Origin of the sequence: Burkholderia sp. TSV86, assembly GCF_001522865.1 — a bacterium.
In the GTDB taxonomy this organism is placed as follows: Bacteria; Pseudomonadota; Gammaproteobacteria; order Burkholderiales; family Burkholderiaceae; genus Burkholderia.
The window spans coordinates 113,012-135,370 of the sequence record NZ_LOWB01000024.1 but is presented as its reverse complement, the minus strand read 5'-3'; the positions used below and the strand labels follow the sequence as shown (position 1 = coordinate 135,370).

Below are 22,359 nucleotides of genomic sequence, written 5' to 3'. Positions count from 1 at the left end.
TCGCCGCCGCGCGGCGCAGGCGGGCAGTATCGTGCGCTGCGCAGGCGGCGTGCGTGCGCTGGGCCGCCGTCGGCCGTGCGCGTGGGGCCGGCTTGCGTGGGCTCGCGCCGGTTCGCCCGCGCAGCTTACGCTTATTACGCCTGCGCCTTGCCCTGCTGAGCGACGGCCGCCTGCGCTTTCGCGATTGCGTCCTGGTCGCCGAGATAGTAGTGCGTGACGGGCTTCAGGTTTTCGTCGAGTTCGTAGACGAGCGGCACGCCGTTCGGGATGTTCAGTCCGACGATATCGGCATCGGAGATTCCGTCGAGATACTTGATCAGCGCGCGCAGCGAATTGCCGTGCGCGGCGATTAGCACCTGCTTGCCGGTCTTGATCGCGGGGGCGATCGATTCGTTCCAGAGCGGCAGCACGCGCGCGACCGTGTCCTTCAGGCATTCGGTGAGCGGCAACTGCTCGCGCGGCACCTTCGCGTAACGCGGATCGCCGTATGGCGCGCGCTCGTCCGACGCGTCGAGCGCGGGCGGCGGCGTATCGTAGCTGCGGCGCCAGACCAGCACCTGCTCGTCGCCGTACTTCGCGGCCGTTTCCGCTTTGTTGAGCCCCGACAGCGCGCCGTAATGGCGCTCGTTGAGCCGCCATGAATGGACGACGGGCAGGTACATCAGATCCATCTGGTCCTGCACGTGCCAAAGCGTGCGGATCGCGCGCTTGAGCACCGACGTGTAGGCAATGTCGAACGTATAGCCAGCTTCCTTGAGGAGCCGGCCAGCCTGCTGCGCTTCGCGGTTGCCTTGTTCGGTCAGGTCGACGTCGACCCAGCCGGTGAAGCGGTTTTCCTTGTTCCACGTCGATTCGCCGTGGCGGATGAGAACGAGCTTGTACATGGATGCTTGCGGTCGGTAGTGAGGAAGCGGTAAGCGGATGCGGTCCCTCGCGGGACGGTATCGTAGACAAGAGGTTATTTTATAATGGCAGGATTGTCCTGATTCGATTTCTCAGTTTTCTCTTTTTCCGACGGATTTTCCGTGACGTTCTTCACCGATTACACGAATCTCGCGCTCATCGCGATCCTGGTGGTTTCCGGCGGCCTGCTCGCATGGCCCGCGTTCAAGCGCGGCGGCGGCGGGCTGTCCGCCGCCGAGGCCACTCAATTGATCAACCGCCGCAACGCGATCGTCGTCGATCTGCGTGCGGCGGCCGCGTTCGATGCGGGGCACTTGCCGTCCGCGCGCTCGATCGCGTTCGACGAACTCCAGACGAAAGTCGGCCAATTGTCGAAAAACAAGGGTACGCCGGTGCTGCTCGTGTGCGAGAACGGTCAGCAATCGCACAAAGCGCGCAAGCTCGTCGAGCAAGCCGGTTACCAGGACGTTCATGTGCTGCAGGGCGGCCTCGCCGCGTGGCAGCAGGCCGGCATGCCGGTCGTCAAATAAGGAGTGGCGAAGTGAACAAAGTGGTCATGTACAGCACGCAGGTGTGTCCGTATTGCATTTAGGCCGAGCGGCTGCTGAAGCTGCGCGGCGTCGAGCACATCGAGAAGGTGCTGGTCGACAAGGAGCCGGCGCGCCGTGCGGAAATGATGGAGCGCACCGGCCGCCGCACGGTGCCGCAAATCTATATCGGCGACACGCACGTCGGCGGCTACGACGATTTGTCGAAGCTCGATCGCGAAGGCGGCTTGGCGCCGCTTCTCGAAACCGCTGCCGCTTGATTCTCGCAGCGCGGTGCGCCGCCGCACGACGGGCGGCGCACGACCTCAGCATGACCATGCCGGGCGGCCGGAGGGTTCCGGCCGCCACGATTATTTTTTTAGGGAACCACCATGTCCGACGTCGAAAACCAACCGTTCTTCAACATCCAGCGCATCTACCTGAAAGACCTGTCGCTCGAACAGCCGAATTCGCCGGCGATCTTTCTCGAGCAGGACATGCCGTCGGTTGAAGTCGAAGTCGACGTGAAGGCCGAGCGTCTTGCCGAAAGCGTCTACGAGATCGCCGTGTCGGGCACCGTTACCGCGAAGGTCCGCGATAAGGTTGCGTTTCTGATCGAGGCGAAGCAGGCCGGTATCTTCGATATCCGTAACATCCCGGACGACCAGATCGATCCGCTGTGCGGGATCGCATGCCCGACCATCCTGTTCCCGTACCTGCGCTCGAACATCGCCGATGCGATCACGCGCGCGGGCTTTCCGCCGATCCATCTTGCCGAGATCAATTTCCAGGCGCTGTACGAGCAGCGTCTTGCGCAACTCGCGCAACAACAAGGCGGCGCGCCGAACGGCTCGACGCTCAACTGAGCGCGGGCGAGTGTCATGAACGACCGGCTCGCGCACAACCGGTGCGCAGCATGAAAGTTGCGGTTCTGGGCGCGGGCGCGTGGGGCACCGCACTCGCCGCGCATCTCGCCGTGCGGCACGACACGCTGCTTTGGGCGCGTGATGCCGCGTTTGCGGCGGAGCTTGCCGCGCGGCGCGAGAACGTCCGTTATCTGGGCGGCGTCACGTTGCCGCCGGGGTTGCGTTACGGCGCCGATCTCGCGGCGGCGTTCGCGCATGCGCAGGCGGATGATGCGCTGTGCGTGATCGCCGCGCCCGTGGCGGGGCTGCGCGCGTTGCTTCGCGAAATGCGCGGCACGGGCCGTGCGCCCGCGCATTTCGTCTGGGTTTGCAAAGGTTTCGATGCCGACACGCGGCTGCTGCCGCATCAGATGGTGGCCGGCGAGTTACCCGCGCATGCGAGCCACGGCGTATTGTCGGGGCCGAGTTTCGCACGCGAGGTCGCTCAAGGGCTGCCTGTCGCGTTGACTGTCGCGAGCGCGTCTGCCGCGTGCCGCGAGCGCACGCTCGCCGCGTTTCATCATGGCGCGATGCGCATTTATACCGGCGACGACGTCGTTGGCGTGGAGGTCGGCGGCGCGGTGAAGAACGTGCTCGCCATCGCCACGGGCATTGCCGATGGGCTCGGTCTCGGTCTCAATGCGCGCGCGGCGCTCGTCACGCGCGGGCTCGCCGAGATGTCGCGGCTCGGCGTCGCGCTCGGCGGCCGGGCCGAGACGTTCACGGGGCTGACCGGCCTGGGCGATTTGATCTTGACCGCCACGGGCGATTTGTCGCGCAATCGGACGGTGGGCATGCAGCTTGCGGCAGATCGCTCACTCGACGACATCCTCGCGGCGCTCGGGCACGTTGCCGAAGGCGTGCGATGTGCGCGGGCGGTATTGTCGATCGCGCAAGAGCGCGGCGTCGAGATGCCGATCACCGCGGCAGTGTGCGCTGTGCTGTTCGACGGTGTCACGCCGCGCGATGCGGTGAGCGGATTGCTGCGCCGGGACGCGAAAGCGGAGTGAGGGCGGCGCGAATCAAACGCGGCCCGGGTTGGGCCGCGGTCTGTAATCGATGAATTGACCGGCGGCGACGCGGGCGCGCAGGCTTGTTTATCTGGCGTTCACGCGCTGTGGACGGAGAACGTGATGCCGATCATCGGTTCAACGTTTGTCGACGCAAGCATCGTTGACATCACGACACTTCCGCTCGATGCGATCGTCAACGCGGCAAACGAGTCGCTACTGGGCGGCGGCGGCGTGGACGGCGCGATTCATCGCGCGGCAGGGCCGGCGCTCGTGGCGGAATGTGCGACGTTGGGCGGTTGCGCGACGGGCGATGCGAAGCTCACGCGCGCGTACCAATTGCCCGCGAAATATGTCATCCATATGGTTGGCCCGGTATGGCGGGGCGGCGGGCATCGAGAGGCCGAGCTGCTCGCGTCGTGCTACCGGCGCTCGCTCGAAGTCGCGGCCGAAGCGGGATGCGTGTCGATCGCGTTTCCTGCGATCAGTTGCGGCGTCTATCGCTTTCCGCCGGATGCCGCGACGGCGATCGCCGTGCGCACGGTGAGCAACGCGCTGTCGTCCGGCGCGCGTTTTCAGCGCATCGTATTTGCGTGCTTTTCGGGCGACATGCTGGCGCATTATGCAGCCGAGTTCTCGCGGTTCAAGTGAGATCGAGGCTCGCCGCTGTCCGCTGTCGTGCGCGATCTAGCGGCCGGGTTCGTCTACGCTGGCTTGCGCGCCACGACGGCCGGAAACATCCGGCCGCGATCGTCGACGAATCGGATCTCGGCAATGCCGGCTCGTTCGAGTTGCGTCCGGGTCTGCGCATGCATGCGGAAAACATTCCATTTCGCGTCGAACACGTGCACGAACAACGCCTGTTGCAGCATGAGCGCATCCGGCGTGGTCACGCTCAACTCCCACGGCGATTCATCCGGCAGCGTTGGCGACGGTGTCGAAAGCTCGTGATCAGGTGACCGCCGGGCTTCAGCGCGTCGAAGAATCGACGATACAGTGCGATCACGCGGTCTTCGTCGGGTTTCGTAGATATTGAGGCCGTTGCTCGTCAACGCATCGGCCTGCGCATGCAGATCCGGCGACCACGGCGTAGCGACAGCCGATCGGTCAAGCCGCGTTCGGCGTCGCCGAAAACAATCGATTGACAACCATTCGATGGCAATTGGTGAGCGATGCGGCGTTTCATCACGCACCGCCTTCGAATCCCGCTTGCCGCCACGCCTCGAACACGACCACTGCAACGGTATTCGACAGATTGAGGCTGCGGTTGCCCGGCCGCATCGGCAGCCGCACGCGCTGTGGCGCAGCAAAGCGTTCGATCAGCTCCGTGCGCAGTCCGAGCGTTTCCGAGCCGAACACGAACCAGTCGCCCGGCGCGAACGCGCGATCGTGAAAGCGTCCCGAGCCACGTGTCGTGAACGCGAACATCCGCGTGGGGTCCGGTGCTTCGGCGGCGACGAATGCGTCCCAGTTCGGATGAACCCGCATTTGCGCGTACTCGTGATAGTCGAGCCCCGCGCGCCGCATTTTCGCGTCGTCGAGCGGAAAGCCGAGCGGCTCGATCAGATGCAAGCGCGCGCCCGTATTCGCGCACAGGCGGATGACATTGCCGGTGTTCGGCGGAATTTCGGGTTCGACTAGGACGACGTTGAACATGATTCGATCGATGTTTGCTGGTGAGCGCGTGTCGCGGCTCCGTGTTTGCCGGCGGCGCGCGGCGGCGCCGTCAATCCTTCGCGGTGCGCAGCGCGACGAAATTCGTCACGCGGCGCGCGCCCGCGTCCTTTAATGCGCACGCGATCGCGTCGAGCGTCGCGCCCGACGTCATCACGTCGTCGACGACGCCGATGTGCAATCCCGCCACCGGCCGCGCGATTGCAAATGCGGCCGCGACGTTCATGCGCCGCGCGTCATATGCGAGCCGCGTTTGCGGCGCGGTGTCGGTGATGCGCGCGACGAGCGTCGGGTCGGCCCGCACGCGCAATGCCTGCGCGAGCGGCCGCGCGATTTCCCATGCCTGGTTATAGCCACGCTCGACGAGGCGCCGCGCCGCAAGCGGCACAGGGGCGATCGCGTCGAGCGGCGGCGCGTCGCCGAGCGCGTCCGGCGCGAGCCGTGCGAGCCGCGCGCCGAATTCGCGGCCGAGCGCGAGATGCGCGCGGAACTTCAGTTCGAGCGCAAGGCCGTCGAGCGGCGCACGGTAATCGGCGAGCGCGAGCGTCGCGTCGAATCCCGGCGGGGTGCCCGCGCACGCGCTGCAGTAATAGCGCGCGGCGTGCGGCGGCCGCGCTTTTTCCGGCGCGCTCGCGTGTTGCCGCGCGAGCGCCGCTTGCAGCGGTTGCGTGCGCGGCGACGTGTCCGTGCCATGCGGCGAACTCGCCGCCGGCGGCGCATGCGTGTCGTGACGCATGCGCTTGCCTGCGAGCGGCAGCGCACAGCGGGGGCAGCGCAGCCGTGCTTCGTTCCAATAGGCGTCGTCGCACCACGCGCAAATCGTCTGGTGTGACAAATTGCCGCACAGCGCGCAGCGGTTCGGCAACGCGGCGGCGACAAGACGCGCGAATAGACCGGTCGCACAGATCCCCGCCGCGCGGATGCTGCGTTGCAAAATCGCACAGTCGGCCATCGTTGGCTCCTGTCCAAGGCCGCTTCGCTGAACGCCGCGAAGCGAGCGAGTATACTTCGGGCTCTTCGCCAGTGTGCTCCAAATGTCCCCAGCTCCCGCACAAACCGGCCGTCCGGCCGATGACCCGCGGCGTTTGCGGCAGATCTTCGATCGCCGCGCCGCCGGATTCGGCGCCGTGTCGTTTCTGCCGCGCGAGATCGCGCAGCGTATGCGCGAGCGCCTCGATTACATCAAGATCAATCCCGCGAGCGTGCTCGACGCGGGGTGCGGCACGGGCGACGACCTGCCCCTGCTGCGCGCGCGCTTTCCCGAGGCGCCGGTGTTCGGTGTCGACGTGTCCCACGGAATGCTCGCGCGCGTGGCCGAGCGCGATGCCGCCGACACCAACTGGCGCCGCTTCCTCCCCGCGACGCTTGCCAAGGCGCTCGGCCAGCGCGGCCCGCGCGTCGCGCAGGCCGATTTCTCCACGCTGCCGTTTGCCGGCGGCGCGTTCGATCTTCTCTGGTCCAACTGCGCTTTGCATTGGCATGCGCGTCCTGATCTCGTGCTGCCCGAATGGCACCGTGTGTTGCGCGTCGATGGGCTGCTGATGTTCAACACGCTTGGGCCCGATACGCTGCGCGAGCTGCGCGCGGCATGGGCGGACGCGGCTCGCGCAGTCGACGCGGTTGCACCGACGCGCGTCGTCGATTTCGTCGATATGCACGATTTAGGCGACATGCTCGTCGAAAGCGGTTTCGAGATCCCGGTGATGGATCAGGAGGTGCTGACCGTCACCTACAAGTCTCCTGCTTCGCTGCTCGCGGATGTGCGCCGCTGGGGCGCGTATCCGTTCGAGCGCGACGAGGCGTCGGCGCGGGCGTCGCGGCGGCTGCTTGCGGCGCTGCACGATGCGCTCGACGCGCGTCGGCGCGACGATGGCACGATCCCGCTCACCTTCGAGGTGATCTACGGTCACGCGTGGAAGGCAGCGCCGCGCACGACGGCCGAAGGCCATGGCATCGTGCGCGTGCAGGACATCGGAAAAGGGCGTCCGAAGCGCCCGTGAAAGTGCGTTTGGGGTGGTTCGGGGCGGGTTGTGCACAGCCGGGAAACGTTAGGCAAAGCGCGGCCGGCACGGATGGAAAGCGTCCTCCGAAATGGCCGGAAAGCTTGTCGCGCTTGGCTCGCCGGGCGCCGCCGCTTGCTTGTGGATGACTTTGAACCCGCCTATAATGCGACAGTTTGTCGTCCTGGGGGTGTCCCACAATACCGGACGGACGGCGCCTTGACGAGCAGTTGGAGCCAAGCATCAGACGTCGTTCGCGAGAGGCAGCGATGGAAGCAGCGGAAGGTTTGCCGGATGCCGAGCCGGTCCTGAAGGACTGGTTGATGAAACGCAACTGCTCGGTGTCGCCGCGCCAGTTCGTGACGTTCTATGTCTCGCTCGCCGCATGCTCGCTGTTGATTGCGGTCCTGTTGTTTTGGCGCGGAGCATGGCTCGTGCTGCCGTTTACCGGGATCGAGCTGTTGGCGGTAGGCGTCGCGTTTGTCGTTTATGCGCGCCATGCGGTCGATTACGAGCGCATCCGGCTGTTTCGTCACCGGCTCATCATCGAACGGATGAGCGCGGAGCGGCTCACGCAGATCGAATTGAACCCGGACTGGGTGAGGGTCGAGCCGGGCGAGTCGCCGCGCGATCCGATCAAGTTGGTATCGCGTGGCGAAGCGTTCGTGATCGGGCAGCATCTTGCGCAATACCGGCGCGCTCAGTTTGCGCGCGAGCTGCGTGCATCGTTGATGCGGGTGGCTGAAACGGGTGGCCGGTGCAGCGGGCGGCCTGCGGCGGGGCAGGGTTTGAATGGAAATTTTGGGTAAGGAAGCTATGAAAACAATCAAGCGAGCCCTCACGGGCGTGCTGGCATGCAGCGGGCTGCTCTTCGCCGGTGCCGCTGCGGCGGTCGGCGACAGCCCGGGCGGCCCCCGCGTCAACGAGATCAATCTCCAGCCGCCCGTGACGAAGATCGCCGAGGAGCTTTACGACCTTCACACGATGATGCTGATCCTCTGTACGGTGATCTTCGTCGGCGTGTTCGGCGTGATGTTCTATTCGATCTTCGCGCACCGCAAGTCGAAGGGCCACAAGGCCGCCAATTTCCACGAAAGCACCACGGTCGAAATCATCTGGACGATCGTGCCGTTCATCATCGTCGTGCTGATGGCGCTGCCCGCAACGAAGGCCGTCGTCGCAATGAAGGACACGACGAACGCTGATCTGACGATCAAGGTCACCGGCTACCAATGGAAGTGGGCGTATGACTACGTGAAGGGCCCGGGCGAAGGTATCGGCTTTTTGTCGACGCTGACGACGCCGCGCAGCGAGGTCAACGGCCAGAAGCCAATTTCCGATACCTATCTGCAGGAAGTCGACAATCCGCTCGTCGTGCCGGTTAACAAGAAGATCCGCATCATCACGACCGCGAACGATGTCGTCCATTCCTGGTATGTGCCCGCGTTCGGCGTGAAGCAGGATGCGATTCCCGGCTTCGTGCGCGACACGTGGTTCAAGGCCGACAAGGTGGGCACCTACCGCGGTTTCTGTACCGAGCTGTGCGGCAAGGAGCACGCGTACATGCCTGTCGTCGTCGAGGTGCTGTCGGACGACGATTACGCGAAGTGGGTGAGCGCGCAAAAGGCCAAGCTCGCCGCGGGTGCGGTCGATCCGAACAAGGTCTATACGCGCGCCGAGCTGATCGCGCACGGCGAGGAAGTCTACAAGGCGAATTGCGCGGTGTGCCATCAGCCGAACGGCAAGGGCCTCGGCGCATTCCCGGCGATCGATGGCGGCCCGATCGCGAACGGCCCGATCGCCGCGCACGTTGAGCGCGTGCTGAAGGGCAAGGGCGCGATGCCGTCGTGGGCGTCGTTGTCGGATCTCGACATCGCGTCGGTGATCACGTTCGAGCGCAATTCGTGGGGCAACCATAAGGGCGACTCGCTGCAGCCGAAGCAGGTTGCCGATGCGCGTAACGGCAAGTTGCCGGAAGACAGCGCGCAAGCCGCGGGCGAGGCCGCCGCGGCGCCCGCCGCCGAAGCCGCATCGGGCGCGTCCGCACCGGCGCAGCAGGTTCAAGCTCAGGCGCTGCCGGCCGCGATCTACTTCGAGGTTGGCAAAAGCGAGCTGCCCGCGGACGCGCAGGGCGCGATCGCCGCGGCCGTCGACTACGCGAAGGCACATCCGGACGCGAAGCTCGTGCTGTCGGGCTATACCGACAAGACGGGCTCGGCCGCGACGAACGAGGAGCTGGCGAAGCATCGTGCGCAGGCGGTGCGCGACGCTTTGAAAGCCGCGGGCGTCGCCGAAGCGCGCATCATCATGAAAAAGCCGGAAACGATCACGGGCGGGGCGGACGCGAAGGAAGCCCGGCGGGTCGAGATCGGCCCGGCGGCCTGACGTGTCGCTGTGTTTGTCGACGTATTCGCATTAGGAGATTCTCATGTCTAGCATCGGGCACGACGTAACCGCGGGCCACGCGCACGACGACCACGCGCACGAAACGCCGCACGGCTGGCGGCGGTGGCTGTATGCCACCAACCATAAGGACATCGGTACGCTGTACCTGTTGTTCTCGTTCATCATGTTCCTGTCGGGCGGCGTGATGGCGCTCGGCATCCGTGCCGAGTTGTTCGAGCCGGGGTTGCAGATCATGCGTCCGGAGTTCTTCAACGAACTCACGACGATGCACGGTCTGGTCATGGTGTTCGGCGCGATCATGCCGGCGTTCGTCGGTTTCGCGAACTGGATGATTCCGCTGCAAATCGGCGCATCCGACATGGCGTTCGCGCGGATGAACAACTTCAGCTTCTGGCTGCTGCCGGTCGCGGCGGTGCTGCTGGTCGGCTCGTTCTTCGCGCCGGGCGGCGCGACGGCCGCCGGCTGGACGCTGTACGCGCCGCTGTCGACGCAGATGGGCCCGGGCATGGACTTCGCGATCTTCGCGGTGCACATCATGGGCGCGTCGTCGATCATGGGCTCGATCAACATCATCGTGACGATCCTGAACATGCGCGCGCCGGGCATGACGCTGATGAAGATGCCGATGTTCGCGTGGACCTGGCTCATCACCGCGTACCTGCTGATCGCCGTGATGCCGGTTCTGGCCGGCGCGATCACGATGGTGCTGTTCGACCGCCACTTCGGTACGTCGTTCTTCAACGCGGCGGGCGGCGGCGATCCGGTGATGTACCAGCACATCTTCTGGTTCTTCGGCCACCCCGAGGTGTACATCATGATTCTGCCGGCGTTCGGGATCGTGTCGCAGGTGATCCCGGCGTTCGCGCGCAAGACGCTGTTCGGCTACAGCTCGATGGTGTACGCGACGGCGTCGATCGCGATCCTGTCGTTCATGGTCTGGGCGCACCATATGTTCGCGACCGGCATGCCGGTCACGGGCCAGCTCTTCTTCATGTACGCGACGATGCTGATCGCGGTGCCGACGGGCGTGAAGGTGTTCAACTGGCTCGCGACGATGTGGCGCGGTTCGATGACGTTCGAAACCCCGATGCTGTTCGCGATCGGCTTCCTGTTCGTGTTCACGTTCGGCGGCCTGACGGGCCTGATGCTCGCGATGGCACCGCTCGATATCCAGTATCACGGCACGTATTTTGTCGTCGCGCACTTCCATTACGTGCTCGTCGCGGGCTCGCTGTTCGCGCTGTTCGCCGGCTGGTATTACTGGTCGCCGAAGTGGACGGGCTGGATGTACAACGAAACGCGCGGCAAGATCCATTTCTGGGCGTCGATGATTTTCTTCAACATCACGTTCTTCCCGATGCACTTCCTGGGCCTCGCCGGCATGCCGCGCCGTTATGCGGACTATGCGGCGCAGTTCACCGATTTCAACCAGGTCGCGACGATCGGCGCGTTCGGCTTTGGCCTCGCGCAGGTGTATTTCCTGTTCGCGGTCGTGCTGCCCGCCTACCGTGGCGGTGGCGAACTGGAGAAAGGAAGTGACAAGCCGTGGGATGGCGCGACGGGCCTCGAATGGACGATCCCGAGCCCGGCTCCGTTCCACACGTTCGAGCAGCCGCCGACGGTCGAGTAACGATTGGCCGGTATTCGCCGCTCGCGTCGCGTGACGCGGGCGGCGGTTCCGATCGAAGCAATACGAACTTACGCATGACCCGGAATCCACAACAAAGACGCACGCCCGAGCAGATCAGCGCGGGCAACAAGCGGATGGGGCTGATCCTCGTGATCGTCGCCGCCGTCTTTTTTGTGGGTGCCGTCGTGAGGCAGTGGATTGCGTCCACGTCCTGACGCAGTACTTGAGGAAGTCGTGATGTCGAAGTCCGGCGCGCATGTCGATCGCGCGTTCAACCGGTCGATGCTCTTGAAGCTCTTCGTTGTGGCGGGGCTGATGTTCGGCTTCGGCTTCGCGCTGGTGCCGATGTACCGCGCGATTTGCCAGATCACAGGCCTGAACAACCTGCTGCAGCGCGACGTCAGCGCGAGCGAGGCGAAGAATACGCAGGTCGATTACAGCCGCAAGGTGTCGATCGAACTCGATGCGAATGCGCGCGGGCCGCTGGGTTTCAAGCCGAAGCTCGGCAGCATCGATGTGCATCCGGGCGAATTGACGACGGTTGTCTACGAAGTCACGAACGGCCAGGGCAGGACGGTGGTCGCGCAGGCGATTCCGAGTTACGCGCCGAAGCAGGCCACCGAGTTTTTCAAGAAAATCGAGTGTTTCTGCTTCACGCAACAGACGCTCGCGGCGCACGAGACACGTGATATGCCGGTCGTGTTCGTGATCGACCCGAAGTTGCCGAAGGACGTGAAAACGATCACGTTGTCGTACACGTTCTTCGAGTTGAATGCGCCCGTGCCTGCTCGCGGTGCGGCGCAAGAGCCGGGCCGCGCTGCGGCGAAGCCCGCTGCGTGAGACCGAGGGAGGCGACGATGATGAGCGAAATGGGTAGAAAAGGAACATTCGCGCAGTCGATGAAGGCGGTGCTGTGGTCGTTTTTCGGCGTGAGGCGGCGGCGCGATCTCGAGGCCGACGCGACGCAGTTGAACCCGCTGCACGTGTTGATCGCCGCGCTGATCGGCGCGGCGATCTTCATCGCCGTGTTGATCCTCGTTGTACACACGGTGGTGGGGTAGGCCGATACGGATTGAGACGGCGCGCCGATTGCGCGTGCCGGGATGCAACAAGCGAGGCGGCGCCGCGTGCGTCGCCGAGAAATAAGCCGGAGTGTTCCGGAACAAATTGGACTGAAGTGGAGAATCAAGCATGACCGGTCAAAACGAGAGCCCGTACTATTTCGTGCCGCATCCGTCGCAGCACCCGATCAGCGCGGCCATCGGCCTGCTGGTCATGCTCGGATCGTTCGCGCTGTGGATCAACGGCGAGCCGTGGGCGCCCTTTACCGCGCTTGCCGGCCTGCTTTGGCTGCTGTTCACGCTGTATCACTGGTTTGGCGATGCGATCGGCGAATCGGAAGGCGGGATGTACGGCAAGAATGTCGACAAGTCGTTCCGCTGGAGCATGAGCTGGTTCATCTTCTCCGAAGTGATGTTCTTCGGCGCATTCTTCGGCGCGCTTTTCTACGCGCGTGAAATCGCGCTGCATCAACTCGGCAGCCTCGACTACAAGCTGATCTGGCCGGATTTCTCCGCCGTTTGGCCAAACGAAGGGCCGGCCGCGCTCGCGGGCCATTTCAAGACGATGGGCCCGTGGCCGATCCCGACGCTGAACACCGCGTTACTGCTGTCGTCGGGCGCGACGCTGACAGTGTCGCACCACGCGCTGCGTGAAGATCACCGGAGCAAGGCGATCGCATGGCTTGCCGCGACGCTCGTGCTTGGGGTCTGCTTCTTGTTCCTGCAAGGTTTCGAATATTTCCACGCATACAACGAGTTGAACCTGACGCTCGGCTCCGGCGTGTACGGCTCGACGTTCTTCCTGCTGACGGGCTTCCACGGTTTCCACGTGTTCCTTGGCGGCACGATGCTCGCGGTCGTGCTGGTGCGGATGATCCGTGGTCACTTCAAGCCGGATCACCACTTCGCATTCGAAGGCGCAGCGTGGTATTGGCACTTCGTCGACGTCGTCTGGCTGGGTCTTTACGTCGTCGTCTACTGGCTGTAAAGGAAACGGCCCGCGCGATGCCCGCGCGGGTTGCTGGCTTGATTTGCCGATGCGCTGTGTACGCGCCGCCGGCAACTGGGCCGATGCGCCGCACCGACTTTGTCGGGCGGCGTTTTTGCTTGATGGTGGCGTGTGTGCGGCGATATGCCGCACCCGGCCGTATCAGCGGCCGATCGGAATGCCGGTCGAATGGATCCAGCCCATCCAGTTTGCGATCAGGATGAACAGGAACAACGAGATCGACAGCCCGACGCGCATCGCGAGCGACCAGACCATCCGCTTCGTGTGGCCCCGGTCGTGCATCATGAAATACAGCGCGGATGCCATGCTGGCAATGATGAGAACGAAGGCGATCGGAACAAGAATGTGCATGAAGCTGGCCGGAAAGCGGCAGTTCGTAACGGAGATCTCGATTATCTCATTTCGGCCGCGCGGCGGCTGCCTCCGGAGGCAGCCGCGATGAAGATCCGCTGGTTGCCCGCGCTGCTGATTCTTGCCGTGATCGCTGTGACGGTGCGGCTCGGCTTCTGGCAGCGCGACCGTGCGCATCAGAAAGAGGCGCTCGATGCGCAGATCGCGCGCTATGAGCACGCGAGCCCGGTCGAGGTGCCGCGCGAACGCGTCGAACTCAAGGAGATCGAGTTCCATCGCGTGCGCGCGACTGGGCGCTTCATGCGTGAAGCCGCCGTTTTCCTCGACAATCGGCCCTACCGCGATCAGCCCGGCTTTTACGTCGTGATGCCGATGAAGCTGGCCAACGGCGGCTACGTGCTTGTGAACCGCGGCTGGTTGCCGCGCAACATCGCCGACCGTGCCGCGATCCAGCCGTTCGCGACGCCTGCGGGCGATGTGACGCTCAGCGGCATCGCGCGTCGCGACGCGACTCGCGTATTCGAACTCGGCAGCGGCGGGTCGGCCGCGGGGCAAAAGATTCGGCAGAATCTCGACGTTGCCGCCTACGCGCGCGAAACCGGCTTGCCGCTGCAGCCGTTCGTGATTCAGCAGACGAGCGACGACGGCGACCAACTGGTGCGCGACTGGCCCGCGCCGACGATGGGCGTCGAGCGCAACTACGGCTATATGTTGCAATGGTGGGCGATGGCGGTGGCGGCGGCCGGGTTGGGCCTTTATGCCGCGTGGCGCGCGGCGAGGCGTCCGGCAAAAAAGCCGGCGGGGCGTGCCGATGCGGCTTGAAGCCGGCCGATTCGTCATCCAGGCGCGGCGGGTGTGGCGGTTGGACGGCAACGCGACGAATGTGGTGCGCGCATCGTTTGAATCCGGCCGGCGTGCCGTAAAGCGTATGACGTAAGGTGCGCGCACCGTCTGGTGAAGCGTCGGCTGATTCACCACAGTTTGGACAATCCGGCGCAGTGCGGCCGAACCGGCCGGCTTGCGTGGCGCCGCGTTCCGTTTTCAGTGTTTCGAGAGGTTCATGAACATGCATTCTTCCCGTCCGACGCAGCCGCCAGCCGATGGTCCGCGAGCAGCATCCGTGCAGCGCGGCTCCTGGCAGCGTGGCCGCTGGGTGTTGCTCGCGCTTGCGCTCGTTTGCGCGGCGCCCGTGATTGCGTCGTACTTCACGTATTACGTGATCAAGCCGAGCGGCGGATCGACAAACTACGGCACGCTAATCGAGCCGCAGCGGCCGATTCCGTCCGGGCTGACCGTGGTCGACGAGGCTGGGCGGACAATGCCGCTTGCGTCGCTGCGCGGCGTCTGGCTGTTCGTGATGGAGGACAGCGGCTCATGCGATACCGCGTGCGCAAAGAAGCTCTATTTCATGCGCCAGGTGCGCGCGACGCAGGCAGGCGAGCGGCAGCGGATCACGATGGTCTGGTTGAAGAGCGATGCGGCGGCGGTGCCCGCGACGATCGAGCGCGCGTATCCGGACACTCGTAAGCTGCGCGCCGATCCGGCCGCAGTGGCGGCCTGGTTGCCGGCCGATGCGGGCACGCGCGTGACCGACCATATTTATATCGTCGATCCCAGCGGGAACCTGATGATGCGTTTCCCGAAAGATCCGGACCCGAGCAAGATCAAGCGGGATGTGACCAAGCTCCTCAAGTGGTCAAGCATCGGCTAAAGCGCCGGCCGCGCCCGGCGACGAAAGTAAGAGAGAAGAACCGATGTATCTACTGCAACTCGGCCTGATCGGCCTCTGTATCGCGTTGCTGCCGTTGTCCTACGTGTGGGTGAAGGCGGACGACGACAAATTCCGCAAGCTCGTCTGGGTGACGACTTTCCTGACGCTCGATCTCGTGATGTTCGGCGGCTTTACCCGGCTCACCGATTCCGGCCTCGGTTGCCCGGACTGGCCGGGCTGTTACGGGACGTCGTCGCCGTTCATCGCGCACGCGGCGATCACCGCCGCGCATCAGGCAATGCCGAGCGGCCCCGTCAGCATGACGAAGGCGTGGATCGAGATGGTGCACCGCTATTTCGCGATGGCCGTCGGCGTGCTGATCATCGCGCAGATGGTCATTGCATGGGCGGCGCGGTTGCGCGGCCGGACGCTGCGCGTGTCGCCGTGGTGGCCGACCGGCCTGCTGATGCTGATTCTCGTGCAAGGCGCGTTCGGCGCGTGGACCGTGACGATGAAACTGCAACCCGTGATCGTGACGATCCATCTGCTGCTCGGGCTGACGCTGCTCGGCTCGCTGGGCTGGCTGGCCGCGCGGCTCACGCCGCCGCCCGCGATCGACGCCGCCGCCGGCCGCTACCGCGCGGCGGCGCTCGCGGCGCTCGTGCTGCTGGTGGCGCAGATCGCGCTGGGCGGCTGGGTCAGCACGAACTACGCGGTGCTCGCCTGTACCGATTTCCCGACTTGCAACGGCGCGTGGATTCCGCCGATGGATTTCCGCAACGGCTTTCACTTGTGGCGCGCGCTGGGCATGACAAACGACGGCGATGCGATCACGCAGGACGCGCTCGTTGCGATCCACTGGACGCACCGGACTTTCGCGCTCGTCGTCGTGGCCTATTTGATCGCGTTCGCGCTGAAGGCGCGGCGCTTCGCGTCGTTGCGGCGGCCGGCCAACGGGTTGCTCGCCGTCGTCGCGCTGCAGTGCGCGACGGGCTTGACGAACATCGTGCTACAGTGGCCGTTGCCCGTCGCGGTCATGCACAACGGCGGGGCCGCGGTTCTGCTGCTGCTCGTCGTCATGTTAAACTTGCGCATCCTTTCAAGCCGTTCCGGCCGCATCGCGCAACCCGCGCGCGATACCACGCCCGCGTGACGCCTACCAAGCATGGACACCACGCTTTCCCGACATCCCGGTAACCGCCTATCCCAGTACCTCGCGCTGACGAAGCCGCGCGTCACGCAACTCGCGGTGTTTTGCGCCGTGATCGGGATGTTCCTCGCGACGCCGGGGATGGTGCCGTGGAAGGTGCTCGTCGGCGGCACGGTCGGCATTGGGCTGCTGGCCGGCGCGGCGTTCGCGATCAATTGCCTCGTCGAGCAGAAAATCGACGCGATGATGCGGCGCACCGCGTGGCGTCCGTCCGCGCGCGGCGAGATCACCACCGCGCAGATCCTGTTGTTCTCGGCCGTGCTGGGCGGTGCCGGTGCGTTCACGCTGTACACGTTCACGAATCCGCTGACGATGTGGCTGACGATCGCCACGTTTGTCGGTTATGCGGTGATCTACACGCTGCTGCTCAAGCCCGCCACCCCGCAGAACATCGTGATCGGCGGCGCATCGGGCGCAATGCCGCCCGCGCTCGGCTGGGCGGCCGTCACGGGCGCGGTGCCGGGCGACGCGTGGATTCTCGTCCTCATCATCTTCGTCTGGACGCCGCCGCACTTCTGGGTGCTCGCGCTGTACCGCCGCAAGGATTACGAGAACGCGGGGCTGCCGATGCTGCCCGTCACGCACGGCGAAAAATTCACGCGGCTGCATATCTTGCTTTACACGCTGATTCTGTTTGCCGTGTCGATGATGCCGTTCATCTCCGGCATGAGCGGAATCGTTTTTCTGACGAGCGCGGTGCTGCTCGGCGCGATCTTCGTCGGCTACGCGTGGAAAATCTACCGCGATTATTCGGATGCGCTCGCGCGCAGTGCGTTCCGTTACTCGATCGTGTATTTGTCGCTGCTGTTCGCGGCGCTGCTCGTCGATCACTACGCGCGTCCCGTGATCGGGATGTGACTCTTTCGCTTCGACTGCGATGCTCAAATCCCTGTTTGCACGCCGCGCGCGCCGCGGCTGGTTGTTCGCCTGCGCGCTGGCGCTCGCATTGTCGGCGGGCTGCGGCAAGCAGCCCGCGTTTCAGAATCTCGACATCACCGGCAATACGCAGTTCGGCGCCGACTTCGCGTTGCCCGATACGGCGGGCAACATCCGCACCCTCGGTGAATTCAAGGGGCGCGCTGTCGTGCTGTTTTTCGGCTACACGCATTGCCCGGACGTTTGTCCGACGACGCTCGCGGAGCTTGCGCAGGCGATGCAGCAGCTTGGCCCGGACAGCAAGCGCGTGCAGGTGCTGTTCGTCACTGTCGATCCCGAGCGCGATACCGCGCAGATCATGTCGCAGTACACGAGCGCGTTCAATCCGGCTTTCGTCGCGCTGCGGCCCGCCGACGATGCGCAACTGAAGAGGATCGCGAAGGACTTCCGCATCTACTACGCCAAGGTGCCGGGCAAGACGCCCGGCAGTTACACGATGGACCACACCGCCGCGAGCTATGTGTTCGATCCCAGCGGCAAGCTCCGCCTGTTCGTGCGCGATGGCCAGGGGCCGGGGCCGTGGGTTCACGATCTGAAGCTGCTGCTCGATTGAGTGGTGGCGCGCGCCGGCCTGCGGCGTCGACGCTCGATGTTTGATGTGGCATACGCGGGCGGTCTGGAGCCGGCCCGCGCATGACGCTGCTCCATACCCATATAAGCGGGATGTATTTCACAGCGGTTCGATCTTGTGACACCATCTGCGTTTTCCAAGGCGCGGCTTGGCCTAACAGGCTGTCGCGCTCCTTTTATCGAGCCTGAATGGTTCCAGCAAGCGAGAAAAACAGATGAAGCGTCGCACTCTCCTGAAGGTGGTTTCCGCGGTGGCGGCCGGTGCGGCCGCGCTGTCCGTTTCTGTCGGCGCATATGCGCAGAGCAAGACGATCAAGGTCGGCACGGTGTCGGGGCCCGACGCCGAGGTTTGGCAGATCGTGCAGAAAGTCGCGAAGGAGAAAGAAGGGCTCGATGTGAAAGTGATCGAGTTCAATGACTACGTGCAGCCGAACGCCGCGCTCGATTCGGGCGATCTCGACGCGAACAGCTTCCAGCATCAGCCGTATCTCGACAGCCAAGTCAAACAGCGCGGTTACAAGATCGTCAGCGTTGGCCTCACGTATATCTCGCCGATCGGCGTGTATTCGAAGAAATACAAGTCGTTGAAGGATCTGCCGGCCGGCGCGAAGGTTGCGTTGCCGAACGATCCGTCCAATGAGAATCGCGCGCTGCTGCTGTTGCAATCGCAGGGCGCGATCAAGCTGAAGGCCGGCGCGGGCACGGGCGGCAATAATGCGACCGTGCTCGATATTGCCGACAATCCGAAGAAGCTGAAGCTGACCGAACTCGATGCCGCGCAACTGCCGCGCGTGCTTGGCGATGTCGACGCGGCTGTGATCAACACGAATTACGCGCTTGCAGCGAAGCTGCAGCCGACCAAGGATGCGATCGCGCTTGAATCGCTGACGAGCCCATATGCGAATTTGATCGCGGTGCGCGCGAAGGATAAGGATCAGCCGTGGGTGAAGAAGCTTGTAAAGGCTTACCAGTCGCCGGAAGTGAAGGAATTCATCGCGAAGCAGTTCAAGGGGGCGATGGTCGCGTCGTTCTGAGCACCGTTTGATCGGGGTGTCGAAGGATCGCTGAATCCCGCCGACGCCCATTTCGAATTGCCGAAGGCCCGCGCTTGCGCGGGCTTTTGTTTTTGTGCGCGAGGTTTGCTACGCACATTGAATTCGGCAACGCAAGTGGATCATGACCTACTGTTTATCCTGTCCATGATGCTGCGACGCGGCGGTGTTTTTATCGATTCAGCGTAGCTCGTTATGATTGGCGAAAGGGATAGCGGCCCTGTCGATCCAGCGATCAACGAGCAACCGGTTGTTTGGCCGACCCGGTTTTCACGCGCAGGGCGTGCGTTTGCCCGTGATGGGTCTAGCGCGGCATGATAGCCATAGGCGGCACCAAACCAATACGAACTTTGACGACATCCGTTTTTATCCCTTTCTCGCAATCGTGGGTATCGGGGGAATTGCGGCCGTCGCAGCTAACTGTGAATATCGGGGATCTAAAGGGGGCGGAAATAACGACTTTGGTTTCTTTTCCCCATCCCTGAGGAGCGCCGCTGGTCCTGGTGTAGGTAACCTTACCTGTTTTGCTCAGGGGCGTGCCGTCGCCGCTGCCAAAAGTGTGGTCATTCCAGTACAAACGAAAACTCCAGGAAATCTTCGCTTGACCGATGCTGCACGGATTGATTGTTATATCGATTTTGTGCGTCCGGCGGCGCGGGATGGTAAATGTGCTGGGGCCGGAATAGGTTATGCACGAATTGGAGGAGGTTTTTGTTATCTTGATCTGATATGCGGTGTTGTTCCACCATTCAACAGTGCCTGGAGTGGACGGGTCTGCATGGGCGGCATGAAATATACCCGTTGCTAATATGAGGCTTACTGGCTTTGCGAACATGGACATGAGCGCCTTGTTCATATTTCTTCCTTTGTGGTTCAATCAGTTTTTTATCATGTGATGTGGCTGATCGAAATTATTCGTTGATCCGATGATTGTTAATATGCGGGCAGCACCGCATCGACGCTGCCACACCTTATTCGCATAAAAAGCCGGTTTGTGCGCCGTGAAAGACAGTGATGCTTGACGGTTATGGCATGAGGCGAATAAGCGAGATATCGTTTCCGGCGCAATTCGTTTGTACCGTTGCGCCAGTGGTGTAAGCCAGCGCGGCGATCTCGAGCATGGCTTTTCCATTGAATGTGTCCATGCCGTGTGCATAACCAAGTGTATTCCAGTTTTTGGACATGTCTTGACCGCTGAACAGAATGCGCGGTGTCCAGTCGCCTATATCGTATGAGATGGCGGAGATCGTTACATTCTGAGCTGGGCAGCCGGCGTCTTCTGCGTAGCAATGGCGCATTCCGATGGTAAATATAAATAGCATGGCGCTGAATTGGGCAATGGCCCTCCATGATTTTTTCATTTCATTTGCTCCTTTGAGTCTGCTTGGTGGTGAGTTTAGGGATTTCGAATGTCTTGTTCTGAGCGGAAGATAAAATGAGGGCCTTTTGTTTTGGTTTGCATGGCGAAAATGGGTTGCTGTTTCGAGTTTATGCTTGAGGAAGGCTCGTGAGGATGATTTTTCGTGAATGAAGAGTGTTTCGGTTAAGTGGTTGCGGTGACTTTTTAAACGTCTTCAGTCTAGGAAGGATGAAGGGATAATTCAATGGGATAGGTGATAAATTTGTTTGTGAAGATTGTTTTTCTGGAATTTTAAAATCCCGCAACAGTGGCCGGAAAGGAGGGTTCATTATCCGGATCTTTCATGCCGGTGATTCGGTAAGCGGGAAATCGTATTCATTGGGCCGCATTGAGGCGATGTGTGAAATTGATTTACATCGATTCATGTGCCTGCGAATTTGGCAAAAATGGGTAGGCTTGCGTCGCACGCCAGCAGCCAGCATGCGGGTGCAGCGGCCATGTGCAGATACTTGTTGCTTGCGCTGTTTCGGTTGCGCGGTCGTTGATGGATGCCCCGCTAGTCGACTGCATCCGCTGCTTGTTCATTCTTCATTAGTCCTGCCCGGCGCATTCCCGCCCGTGCGGGTTCCGGAGAAGTGTTCGCAGATAAAAATCCCTTGTATAACAATCGATTGATGCGGATACCTTCAAATCTCCCACGACGCCTTAATTTGCCGGGCTAGAATGACGCGCGGCTGAGGCGGAAGTAGGGCCGGGCGCTGCCGGCGGGGTGCCGGCGCTGGTTCGGCCGCCGATGCAGGCGATCGCTTCAAAGCCTTGATGGGTAACGGATATTGGCAAGCGCAATATCCTTGAAAATTGGCCGTCGTTCCCCGTTTTCGGGGCCGGCGCGAGCCGCGTGCGCTCCGGAGAACGCGGCTCGCAGCGTCATGCAGAACCGAACCGGGGGAGACAAGACTCATGAAACGATTCAAGTTCGTTGCCGTTCACGCGATCGCCGCAGGCGTCGCGGCATTTTCGATGCTCGGCGGTGCGGCCGCGCATGCGCAGACCGTCAAGGTGCTGTCGATCGTCGATCATCCGGCGCTCGACGCGATTCGCGACGGCGTGCGCGCGGAACTGAAAGCCGAAGGCTACGGCGAGGACAAGCTGAAGTGGGAATATCAGAGCGCGCAGGGCAACGCGGGCACCGCCGCGCAGATCGCGCGCAAGTTCATCGGCGATCAGCCGGACGTGATCGTCGCGATTGCGACGCCTGCCGCGCAGGCGGTCGTCGCGTCGACGAAGAGCGTGCCCGTCGTCTACTCGGGCGTGACCGATCCCGTTGCCGCGCAGCTCATCAAGGGCTGGGGGCCGTCGGGCACCAACGTGACGGGTGTGTCCGACAAGCTGCCGCTCGACAGGCAGGTCGCGCTGATCAAGCGCGTCGTGCCGAAGGCGAAGACGGTCGGCATGGTCTACAACCCCGGCGAGGCGAACTCGGTGGTCGTGGTGAAGGAACTCAAGGAGATTCTCGCGAAGCAGGGGATGACGCTCAAGGAGGCGGCCGCGCCGCGCACGGTCGACATCGCGCCGGCCGCGAAGAGCCTGATCGGCAAGGTCGACGTGATCTACACGAATACCGACAACAACGTCGTGTCCGCTTACGAATCGTTGGTGAAGGTCGCCAACGACGCGAAGATCCCCCTCGTCGCCGGCGACACCGACAGTGTGAAGCGCGGCGGCATCGCGGCGCTCGGCATCAATTACGGCGATCTCGGGCGGCAGACCGGCAAGATCGTCGCGCGCATTCTGAAGGGCGAGAAGCCGGGCGCGATCGCGTCCGAGACGAGCAGCAACCTCGAGCTGTTCGTCAATACCGATGCGGCCGCGAAACAGGGCGTGACGCTCTCGCCCGATCTCGTCAAGGAGGCGAAGACGGTCATCAAGTGATCGCATGACGCGCGCCGCCGTGGCCGCCCTCGCGGGCGCGGCGGCGGCGCGGGCGATGCATGCGGCCGGGCGCGACGCCGGCCGGCCGCATGCATCGCAGGGTCGCCGCTTG

The 22,359-nt window shown here is 63.3% G+C and carries 25 protein-coding genes and 2 pseudogenes; 20 read left to right on the top strand and 7 right to left on the bottom strand.

Going from position 1 to position 22,359, the window contains the following annotated elements; all coding sequences use genetic code 11:
* Nucleotides 1-134 precede the first annotated feature (134 nt).
* The gene (gene gpmA / locus WS68_RS04830) at nucleotides 135-884 is read right to left on the bottom strand and encodes a 2,3-diphosphoglycerate-dependent phosphoglycerate mutase (RefSeq protein ID WP_059569700.1); all 750 of its coding nucleotides are present in this window, start codon (nucleotides 882-884) and stop codon (nucleotides 135-137) included.
* 141 nt (nucleotides 885-1,025) lie between these two features.
* On the opposite strand from gpmA, the gene WS68_RS04825 reads away from it, so the two are divergent.
* From WS68_RS04825 to WS68_RS04805, 5 genes are all read left to right on the top strand, one after another.
* The gene (locus tag WS68_RS04825) at nucleotides 1,026-1,433 is read left to right on the top strand and encodes a rhodanese-like domain-containing protein (protein ID WP_059517679.1); all 408 of its coding nucleotides are present in this window, start codon (nucleotides 1,026-1,028) and stop codon (nucleotides 1,431-1,433) included.
* A 71-nt stretch (nucleotides 1,434-1,504) separates the two neighbouring features.
* Nucleotides 1,505-1,711: a glutaredoxin domain-containing protein gene (locus WS68_RS04820; RefSeq protein WP_231752944.1), complete on the top strand. Its 207-nt coding sequence runs from the start codon at nucleotides 1,505-1,507 to the stop codon at nucleotides 1,709-1,711.
* Nucleotides 1,712-1,822: 111 nt separating this feature from the next.
* Complete coding sequence (gene secB, locus WS68_RS04815; RefSeq protein ID WP_059517683.1) at nucleotides 1,823-2,296, top strand: protein-export chaperone SecB; 474 nt, start codon at nucleotides 1,823-1,825, stop codon at nucleotides 2,294-2,296.
* 50 nt (nucleotides 2,297-2,346) lie between these two features.
* A complete protein-coding gene (locus WS68_RS04810; RefSeq protein WP_059569699.1) occupies nucleotides 2,347-3,345 on the top strand; it encodes an NAD(P)H-dependent glycerol-3-phosphate dehydrogenase in 999 nt (332 codons plus the stop codon).
* Between the two features lie 123 nt (nucleotides 3,346-3,468).
* Nucleotides 3,469-3,996, top strand: coding sequence for an O-acetyl-ADP-ribose deacetylase (locus tag WS68_RS04805; RefSeq protein ID WP_059569718.1), 528 nt, complete (start codon nucleotides 3,469-3,471; stop codon nucleotides 3,994-3,996).
* A 53-nt stretch (nucleotides 3,997-4,049) separates the two neighbouring features.
* Here the strand turns inward: WS68_RS04805 and WS68_RS04800 are convergent, their stop codons facing one another.
* The 3 genes and pseudogenes from WS68_RS04800 to WS68_RS28700 form a co-directional block, all read right to left on the bottom strand.
* Nucleotides 4,050-4,238 carry a hypothetical protein gene (locus WS68_RS04800; protein WP_156429336.1) on the bottom strand — a complete coding sequence of 63 codons (189 nt, stop codon included), beginning with the start codon at nucleotides 4,236-4,238 and terminating at the stop codon, nucleotides 4,050-4,052.
* Nucleotides 4,239-4,530: 292 nt separating this feature from the next.
* On the bottom strand, nucleotides 4,531-5,001 hold the full coding sequence (locus WS68_RS04795) for a tRNA (cytidine(34)-2'-O)-methyltransferase (protein ID WP_059569697.1): 471 nt from the start codon (nucleotides 4,999-5,001) through the stop codon (nucleotides 4,531-4,533).
* A gap of 70 nt (nucleotides 5,002-5,071) precedes the next feature.
* Nucleotides 5,072-5,896, bottom strand: a pseudogene (locus WS68_RS28700) (double zinc ribbon domain-containing protein); the annotation flags it as partial.
* 157 nt (nucleotides 5,897-6,053) lie between these two features.
* On the opposite strand from WS68_RS28700, the gene WS68_RS04785 reads away from it, so the two are divergent.
* From WS68_RS04785 to WS68_RS04755, 8 genes and pseudogenes are all read left to right on the top strand, one after another.
* Entirely contained in the window at nucleotides 6,054-7,019 is a 966-nt protein-coding gene (locus WS68_RS04785; protein WP_059569695.1) for a methyltransferase domain-containing protein, read from the top strand.
* 269 nt (nucleotides 7,020-7,288) lie between these two features.
* Nucleotides 7,289-7,756 (top strand): annotated as a pseudogene (locus tag WS68_RS04780) (DUF2244 domain-containing protein); the annotation flags it as partial.
* 55 nt (nucleotides 7,757-7,811) lie between these two features.
* Complete coding sequence (coxB, locus tag WS68_RS04775) at nucleotides 7,812-9,404, top strand: cytochrome c oxidase subunit II (protein WP_059569694.1); 1,593 nt, start codon at nucleotides 7,812-7,814, stop codon at nucleotides 9,402-9,404.
* A 43-nt stretch (nucleotides 9,405-9,447) separates the two neighbouring features.
* On the top strand, nucleotides 9,448-11,055 hold the full coding sequence (ctaD, locus tag WS68_RS04770; RefSeq protein WP_059569693.1) for a cytochrome c oxidase subunit I: 1,608 nt from the start codon (nucleotides 9,448-9,450) through the stop codon (nucleotides 11,053-11,055).
* Between the two features lie 74 nt (nucleotides 11,056-11,129).
* Nucleotides 11,130-11,270, top strand: a complete 141-nt coding sequence (locus WS68_RS25700) for a cytochrome oxidase small assembly protein (RefSeq protein WP_069235029.1) — start codon at nucleotides 11,130-11,132, stop codon at nucleotides 11,268-11,270.
* Between the two features lie 22 nt (nucleotides 11,271-11,292).
* A complete protein-coding gene (locus WS68_RS04765) occupies nucleotides 11,293-11,895 on the top strand; it encodes a cytochrome c oxidase assembly protein (protein ID WP_059569717.1) in 603 nt (200 codons plus the stop codon).
* A 20-nt stretch (nucleotides 11,896-11,915) separates the two neighbouring features.
* Complete coding sequence (locus tag WS68_RS04760; protein ID WP_059569716.1) at nucleotides 11,916-12,116, top strand: DUF2970 domain-containing protein; 201 nt, start codon at nucleotides 11,916-11,918, stop codon at nucleotides 12,114-12,116.
* Between the two features lie 130 nt (nucleotides 12,117-12,246).
* Nucleotides 12,247-13,104, top strand: coding sequence for a cytochrome c oxidase subunit 3 (locus tag WS68_RS04755; RefSeq protein ID WP_059569692.1), 858 nt, complete (start codon nucleotides 12,247-12,249; stop codon nucleotides 13,102-13,104).
* 162 nt (nucleotides 13,105-13,266) lie between these two features.
* On the opposite strand, the gene WS68_RS04750 is transcribed toward WS68_RS04755, so the two are convergent.
* Nucleotides 13,267-13,476 carry a twin transmembrane helix small protein gene (locus tag WS68_RS04750; RefSeq protein WP_059569691.1) on the bottom strand — a complete coding sequence of 70 codons (210 nt, stop codon included), beginning with the start codon at nucleotides 13,474-13,476 and terminating at the stop codon, nucleotides 13,267-13,269.
* Nucleotides 13,477-13,563: 87 nt separating this feature from the next.
* Between WS68_RS04750 and WS68_RS04745 the strand changes: the two genes are divergently transcribed.
* The 6 genes from WS68_RS04745 to WS68_RS04720 all read left to right on the top strand — a co-directional run bounded on the left by WS68_RS04745 (nucleotide 13,564) and on the right by WS68_RS04720 (nucleotide 18,937).
* On the top strand, nucleotides 13,564-14,298 hold the full coding sequence (locus WS68_RS04745) for an SURF1 family protein (RefSeq protein WP_059569715.1): 735 nt from the start codon (nucleotides 13,564-13,566) through the stop codon (nucleotides 14,296-14,298).
* A gap of 244 nt (nucleotides 14,299-14,542) precedes the next feature.
* The gene (locus WS68_RS04740) at nucleotides 14,543-15,187 is read left to right on the top strand and encodes an SCO family protein (protein WP_059569714.1); all 645 of its coding nucleotides are present in this window, start codon (nucleotides 14,543-14,545) and stop codon (nucleotides 15,185-15,187) included.
* A 43-nt stretch (nucleotides 15,188-15,230) separates the two neighbouring features.
* Nucleotides 15,231-16,340, top strand: a complete 1,110-nt coding sequence (locus tag WS68_RS04735) for a COX15/CtaA family protein (RefSeq protein WP_059569690.1) — start codon at nucleotides 15,231-15,233, stop codon at nucleotides 16,338-16,340.
* 12 nt (nucleotides 16,341-16,352) lie between these two features.
* Nucleotides 16,353-17,255, top strand: coding sequence for a heme o synthase (cyoE, locus tag WS68_RS04730; protein WP_059569689.1), 903 nt, complete (start codon nucleotides 16,353-16,355; stop codon nucleotides 17,253-17,255).
* Nucleotides 17,256-17,274: 19 nt separating this feature from the next.
* A complete protein-coding gene (locus tag WS68_RS04725; protein ID WP_059569688.1) occupies nucleotides 17,275-17,886 on the top strand; it encodes an SCO family protein in 612 nt (203 codons plus the stop codon).
* 232 nt (nucleotides 17,887-18,118) lie between these two features.
* The gene (locus WS68_RS04720; RefSeq protein WP_059569687.1) at nucleotides 18,119-18,937 is read left to right on the top strand and encodes a MetQ/NlpA family ABC transporter substrate-binding protein; all 819 of its coding nucleotides are present in this window, start codon (nucleotides 18,119-18,121) and stop codon (nucleotides 18,935-18,937) included.
* Nucleotides 18,938-19,259: 322 nt separating this feature from the next.
* Here the strand turns inward: WS68_RS04720 and WS68_RS27245 are convergent, their stop codons facing one another.
* Together WS68_RS27245 and WS68_RS04715 are read right to left on the bottom strand one after the other, a co-directional pair.
* Nucleotides 19,260-19,811, bottom strand: a complete 552-nt coding sequence (locus tag WS68_RS27245) for a hypothetical protein (RefSeq protein WP_156429335.1) — start codon at nucleotides 19,809-19,811, stop codon at nucleotides 19,260-19,262.
* 169 nt (nucleotides 19,812-19,980) lie between these two features.
* Nucleotides 19,981-20,316: a hypothetical protein gene (locus WS68_RS04715; RefSeq protein WP_156429334.1), complete on the bottom strand. Its 336-nt coding sequence runs from the start codon at nucleotides 20,314-20,316 to the stop codon at nucleotides 19,981-19,983.
* 959 nt (nucleotides 20,317-21,275) lie between these two features.
* Here WS68_RS04715 and WS68_RS04710 point away from each other — a divergent pair.
* On the top strand, nucleotides 21,276-22,247 hold the full coding sequence (locus WS68_RS04710; protein ID WP_059569685.1) for an ABC transporter substrate-binding protein: 972 nt from the start codon (nucleotides 21,276-21,278) through the stop codon (nucleotides 22,245-22,247).
* Nucleotides 22,248-22,359: the final 112 nt, after the last annotated feature.

What these genes read in the sequence shown, in the direction of transcription:
- secB (WP_059517683.1), top strand. Translation starts at nt 1,823, where the DNA reads ATGTCCGACGTCGAAAACCAACCGTTCTTCAACATCCAGCGCATCTAC.
- WS68_RS25700 (WP_069235029.1), top strand. Translation starts at nt 11,130, where the DNA reads ATGACCCGGAATCCACAACAAAGACGCACGCCCGAGCAGATCAGCGCG.
- WS68_RS04745 (WP_059569715.1), top strand. Translation starts at nt 13,564, where the DNA reads ATGAAGATCCGCTGGTTGCCCGCGCTGCTGATTCTTGCCGTGATCGCT.
- WS68_RS04760 (WP_059569716.1), top strand. Translation starts at nt 11,916, where the DNA reads ATGAGCGAAATGGGTAGAAAAGGAACATTCGCGCAGTCGATGAAGGCG.
- WS68_RS04720 (WP_059569687.1), top strand. Translation starts at nt 18,119, where the DNA reads ATGAAGCGTCGCACTCTCCTGAAGGTGGTTTCCGCGGTGGCGGCCGGT.
- ctaD (WP_059569693.1), top strand. Translation starts at nt 9,448, where the DNA reads ATGTCTAGCATCGGGCACGACGTAACCGCGGGCCACGCGCACGACGAC.
- WS68_RS27245 (WP_156429335.1), bottom strand. Translation starts at nt 19,811, where the DNA reads ATGAACAAGGCGCTCATGTCCATGTTCGCAAAGCCAGTAAGCCTCATA.
- coxB (WP_059569694.1), top strand. Translation starts at nt 7,812, where the DNA reads ATGGAAATTTTGGGTAAGGAAGCTATGAAAACAATCAAGCGAGCCCTC.
- WS68_RS04805 (WP_059569718.1), top strand. Translation starts at nt 3,469, where the DNA reads ATGCCGATCATCGGTTCAACGTTTGTCGACGCAAGCATCGTTGACATC.
- WS68_RS04755 (WP_059569692.1), top strand. Translation starts at nt 12,247, where the DNA reads ATGACCGGTCAAAACGAGAGCCCGTACTATTTCGTGCCGCATCCGTCG.
- WS68_RS04785 (WP_059569695.1), top strand. Translation starts at nt 6,054, where the DNA reads ATGTCCCCAGCTCCCGCACAAACCGGCCGTCCGGCCGATGACCCGCGG.
- WS68_RS04710 (WP_059569685.1), top strand. Translation starts at nt 21,276, where the DNA reads ATGAAACGATTCAAGTTCGTTGCCGTTCACGCGATCGCCGCAGGCGTC.
- WS68_RS04735 (WP_059569690.1), top strand. Translation starts at nt 15,231, where the DNA reads ATGTATCTACTGCAACTCGGCCTGATCGGCCTCTGTATCGCGTTGCTG.
- WS68_RS04795 (WP_059569697.1), bottom strand. Translation starts at nt 5,001, where the DNA reads ATGTTCAACGTCGTCCTAGTCGAACCCGAAATTCCGCCGAACACCGGC.
- WS68_RS04725 (WP_059569688.1), top strand. Translation starts at nt 17,275, where the DNA reads ATGCTCAAATCCCTGTTTGCACGCCGCGCGCGCCGCGGCTGGTTGTTC.
- WS68_RS04750 (WP_059569691.1), bottom strand. Translation starts at nt 13,476, where the DNA reads ATGCACATTCTTGTTCCGATCGCCTTCGTTCTCATCATTGCCAGCATG.
- gpmA (WP_059569700.1), bottom strand. Translation starts at nt 884, where the DNA reads ATGTACAAGCTCGTTCTCATCCGCCACGGCGAATCGACGTGGAACAAG.
- WS68_RS04810 (WP_059569699.1), top strand. Translation starts at nt 2,347, where the DNA reads ATGAAAGTTGCGGTTCTGGGCGCGGGCGCGTGGGGCACCGCACTCGCC.
- WS68_RS04765 (WP_059569717.1), top strand. Translation starts at nt 11,293, where the DNA reads ATGTCGAAGTCCGGCGCGCATGTCGATCGCGCGTTCAACCGGTCGATG.
- cyoE (WP_059569689.1), top strand. Translation starts at nt 16,353, where the DNA reads ATGGACACCACGCTTTCCCGACATCCCGGTAACCGCCTATCCCAGTAC.
- WS68_RS04715 (WP_156429334.1), bottom strand. Translation starts at nt 20,316, where the DNA reads ATGAAAAAATCATGGAGGGCCATTGCCCAATTCAGCGCCATGCTATTT.
- WS68_RS04740 (WP_059569714.1), top strand. Translation starts at nt 14,543, where the DNA reads ATGCATTCTTCCCGTCCGACGCAGCCGCCAGCCGATGGTCCGCGAGCA.